We start from the raw sequence: 4,755 nt of genomic DNA, 5'->3' as shown, positions 1-4,755 counted from the left end.
TGAGTCATATTGAACTGGCCTCTATTGTAGCGGGTAGCATGAAAGTGCTAACCAAAGATGGCCGTCATCAGCGGTTGCTGAATAAAGTAATAAACAAGTTGTCTGAGTCGCTACAACAGGATCCCACCCAACAATTTATTGCCGACAAGCTTACTGATTGGCTAAAAACAGAGCATCGCAGGCTGGAGAAAATACTCCCGTCAGGCTGGCTCAGTGAGCAGGGAGCCAGTATTGCGGTGAGTGCACTGTCGCATATTCTGGCCGATATTAATCGGGACCCAAACCATCCGATTCGGGTGGAACTAAATACCCAGCTCGACAAACTCATTGGCGATCTTGAACACAATGAAGATGCAAAGCAAAAACTGAATGATTTCCGGGATCGCCTTATACACAGCGATACCTTAGCGCAATATCTCAACGGCATTGTTACCGACATCAAGCTTTGGTTGGCCAATGATATTGCCTCTGAAGACGGGCATATACGAGCGCGATTAGGGCGCTGGTTGCAAACCATGGGTGAAAAATTAACTCAGGACACACAGCTACAACAAGCGGTAGATCATCATATTGGCGTTGCAGCCCGTTATGCTGCACCAGAAATGGCGGCGTTTCTGGCCGGTCACATTCGCAAAACGATTGAAAGTTGGGATGCTGCGCAATTATCACTGCAAATTGAACTGAACATAGGCAAAGACCTGCAAAAAGTACGTATTAACGGCACCATTGTGGGTGGTCTAATAGGTGGCCTGTTGTTCGGTATTGAGCAACTTATTCATTTCCTCGCTTAAGCGTTTCATTGCGCTAAACGTGTTCGTTATTCCATGTAATCTTACTATTTCTCATATCAGCCCGGTGCCATTTGTTCCGCCGGTGGAGCAGTTTTGTAAACTCAGTGTAAAGATAGGTTAAGGCGCTTGAATTGTATGATTTATCACGTATCAATATCGCCCATCAATGGTGAGTAAAGCCATATAACAGCGTATTACCAGATAAGAATACAAGGGCAAATTACCCATGCTAAAAGGAACCGGTTCGTTAATTAACATTGCAGTGGGACTGATCATTATATGTGCCTCAGCGTTCGCGTTGTCCCGCATGTATGCACCTGATGCCAGCAGTGAAGCGCAGCTATTGGCACCGGTGCAGCGCGGCGATATAGAAACCACCATCGTTGCCACCGGGCAACTCGAGCCCAAGCGATACGTTGAAGTTGGCGCACAGGTTTCCGGCCAGGTAGATGCCATTTATGTTGAAGAAGGTAACGTGGTTACCGAAGGACAGTTGTTAGTGGATATTGATGCCACCGTATTTCGTACTCAGGTGCAAAAAACAGAGGCGAATCTGGACAACAAGCGCGCACAGCTTGAGCAGTTAAAAGCAGAGAGAGAGCTGGCAATACTGCGAGCCAAACGCAACGAGCGCCTGCATGCGCAGGATGCCGTGAGTGAAGACGAAGTGTATGCCAGTCAAACTAATGTGCGTGTGCTCGACTCTAAAATCAGTGCTTCGATTGCGCAAATTAAAGCCGATGAAGCCTCACTGGAAGGTGACAGAGCAACACTGGGCTTTGCTAAAATCTATGCGCCAATCGCCGGAACCGTTGCTACCATAAAAGTGCGTCAGGGGCAGACCCTGAACGCCAATCAGAATGCGCCCACGTTATTGCAAATCTCTGATCTGAATACCATGACCGTAAGAGCGGAAGTATCAGAAGCTGACGTAGGTAAGTTGTATCCGGGTATGCCGGTGTACTTTACCACGCTGGGTGATACTAAAACCCGCTATCACTCAGTTGTTCGCCAGGTATTGCCAACCCCCAATGTGGTGAACGACGTGGTGCTTTATCAGGTGCTCATTGATATTGAAAACAACAATGGCGCGTTGATGGATGCCATGACTACTCAGGTGTTTTTTGTACTTGAACGCAAAGCCAACACCTTATTGGTGCCGCTTGCTGCGCTTAAGGGGCCGCCGCATCATCCGTTTGTATTGGTGGTAACTGAGCAGGGCAATGAGCCTCGTCAGGTTAAAGTAGGGATTAAAAACCGTACTGTGGCAGAAATACTCGAAGGACTTAGTGAAGATGAGCAGGTGGTGGTAGGCGTGCGCGGTGCTACGGGACGAAGCCAGCGCAATCAACAGGACGGCCCTCCCGGAATGCCGCCTGGTATGCCTCCCGGTGCGCCGGGCGGGGGACGCCGTGGTGGGTTCTAATCCTCTTATCACACTGGAAAATGTGAGCCGCAGTTACCAGTCTGAAGGCGCTGAAGTTAGCGCACTCAAAGGCGTATCGCTCACTATTCACAAAGGCGAGTTTGTGGCGATCATGGGGCAGTCCGGCTCGGGTAAATCTACTCTGATGAATATTCTGGGGTGTCTGGATAAGCCTACTGCTGGTGCGTATCGAATACATGGCCGGTCGGTAGCAGAACTGAACGACAATCAACTGGCGGCGCTGCGACTCAAAACGTTTGGGTTTGTGTTCCAGCGTTATCAGTTGTTGTCTACGTTAACTGCGCAACAAAATGTGGCGTTACCTGCTATTTACAGCAATACCAGTGAAGCCGAGCGCAATAGCAATGCTGCCCGGTTGCTGGGCAAGCTGGGATTGGCTGATCGCATATTGCATAGGCCAGGAGAGCTTTCTGGCGGACAGCAGCAAAGGGTATCTGTAGCACGGGCGCTCATTAATGGCGCGGAAGTCATTTTGGCCGATGAGCCAACCGGCGCACTGGACTCTGCCAGTGGCGAGCAACTATTAGCATTGCTTTCTTCGTTACATAGGGAGGGGGTAACCATTATTTTGATCACCCACGATCCTGCGGTAGCCGAACACGCGCAGCGACAGGTTAAATTACTGGACGGCGAGATTGTGGAAGATACCGGCGTTCACCAAGGCGAACCTATTTTAGTTGAGCGTGATTCACCTGTTGTAGCCGAATTTCCCAGTATTTCAACGGGCGCAGCGCTTAGCATAGCGTTTTCATCGTTGCGACTAAACTGGTTCAGAACCCTACTTACTTTACTTGGGATCATCATCGGCGTAGCGGCAGTGGTTACCATGATGGCTATCGGAGAGGGCGGTAAACAGGACGTGCTTAAACGCATAGAAGCGATTGGGACAAACCTGATTTCTATTCGACCTGGTGGTGGCAATATTCGCAGTTCGGGTGACATTGCCTCACTCACCCTCGACGATGCCAATGCCCTCGAGCAAATAGACGGGGCATTGTATGTGGCACCAGAACGCAGCAGCCGCGCAACCATTCGCTACACAGAGAACGATTTTTCTGGGCGAATAACCGGCACCACACCGGCGTATTTTTATGCCAAAGACTGGGAAATGTCTCAGGGCGTGTTTTTTACCAACGACGACGTAACGAGCTATGCGCCAGTAGTGGTAATAGGCGATACCGTGGCGGAAACCTTGTTTGAAGATAAATATCGGGCAGTGGGCGAATACATACTGATGAAAAATGCGTTTTATCAGGTTATTGGCGTATTGAAATCCAAGGGGGCCAGTGCTGGTGGAAGCGACATGGATGACGAAGTGCTCATTCCCATCACTACGGGGCGGCTAAAGGTGTTTGGGCGGCCATATTTAAGCAGTATCACTATAAAAGCGGCCTCTACTGAGGCGGCTACTGCAATACAGGCACAAGCGCTGGCCATTCTGACTGAACGACATGGTAAAGAAGATGTCATGGTGCGTACCACGGATTCACTGGTAGAAGCGGTTACCGAAACCCAAAATACCCTAACCTGGCTATTGGCATCGGTAGCCGGCATTTCGTTGTTTGTTGGCGGCATTGGGGTGATGAACATCATGCTGGTAAATGTATCTGAGCGAAAACGCGAAATTGGCCTGCGTATGGCAACGGGTGCCAAGCCTGGCGATATCTTAAAACAGTTTAATATTGAAGCCTGGGTGGTGTGCGTGCTGGGGGGCTTTGTGGGTATTTTATTGGGATATGCCGTGATATTTGCAATATCGCAGTTTTCCATTTCGGTGGCTTACACCTGGCTGCCTCCGGTACTGGCCTTTTTCACGTCACTGGTGGTAGGCGTATTATTTGGCTTCGCTCCTGCGCACAAGGCTGCGCGACTAAACCCCATTGACGCGCTGGCAGAGGAGTAAACTATGACACGCAATATTGTTTATCTACGCCAGCAAGTGGTTACAGTTTCTGTAGCAATGTTAGCCGTATTGGGATTAAGCGCCTGCAGTATGCAAGCGTCGCGTAGTTTTCCGCAAATACCGCTGCCGGAACATTTTCATGCTTTGCAGGATACACACACAGTAACGATTGATAAAACGTGGTGGCTGGCATTCCATTCACCTGAATTACTCGCGTTGATGCAACAACTTGAAGCGCAAAGTCTGGATCTGGCGAATGCGTCGTTACGGGTGGAGCGGGCGCGCTTTCAATGGGGGCAGTCGCAAGCCGACAATTTGCCGGCGCTGTCGGGTAGAGCCAGCGGCAGAAGTGCGGAAAACCTGGATAGCGGCCGGCGTTCAAACGGCTCATCTGCATCGGTTGAAATGAGTTACGACGTGGATATATGGGGTTCGCGGGAAGCCAGTATACTGGCAGCAAAACTCAATATTGATGTAAGTGAAGCCCAGTTGCGCAATCAGTCGGTGTTGTTACAGCAGGCACTTGCTAATGGTTACTTTGCCCAGTTGTCGCTGCAACAACGATTGGACATTGCTCATCAAAATATAACGGCGTCGGAGCAATTGTTGTCGTT

The 4,755-nt window shown here is 49.9% G+C and carries 4 protein-coding genes; all 4 read left to right on the top strand.

Going from position 1 to position 4,755, the window contains the following annotated elements; translation table 11 throughout:
• The coding region (locus tag ACLR2L_RS19015; protein WP_413370447.1) for a DUF445 family protein at nt 1-791 on the top strand (791 nt) is incomplete at its 5' end.
• A 226-nt stretch (nt 792-1,017) separates the two neighbouring features.
• Nucleotides 1,018-2,217 carry an efflux RND transporter periplasmic adaptor subunit gene (locus ACLR2L_RS19010; RefSeq protein WP_413370445.1) on the top strand — a complete coding sequence of 400 codons (1,200 nt, stop codon included), beginning with the start codon at nt 1,018-1,020 and terminating at the stop codon, nt 2,215-2,217.
• Nucleotides 2,207-4,141 carry an ABC transporter permease gene (locus tag ACLR2L_RS19005; protein ID WP_413370443.1) on the top strand — a complete coding sequence of 645 codons (1,935 nt, stop codon included), beginning with the start codon at nt 2,207-2,209 and terminating at the stop codon, nt 4,139-4,141. Before ACLR2L_RS19010 ends, ACLR2L_RS19005 begins: the two co-directional genes overlap by 11 nt.
• Nucleotides 4,142-4,144: 3 nt before the next feature.
• Nucleotides 4,145-4,755: TolC family protein (locus tag ACLR2L_RS19000; RefSeq protein WP_413370441.1), on the top strand; the 611-nt coding region annotated here is incomplete at its 3' end.

It is taken from the genome of Alteromonas sp. AMM-1, assembly GCF_047290655.1.
Lineage (GTDB): Bacteria > Pseudomonadota > Gammaproteobacteria > Enterobacterales > Alteromonadaceae > Alteromonas > Alteromonas mangrovi.
The sequence above is the reverse complement of the archived record's forward strand: the minus strand, read 5'-3'. Positions and strand labels throughout refer to the sequence as shown.

What these genes read in the sequence shown, in the direction of transcription:
- ACLR2L_RS19010 (WP_413370445.1), top strand. Translation starts at nt 1,018, where the DNA reads ATGCTAAAAGGAACCGGTTCGTTAATTAACATTGCAGTGGGACTGATC.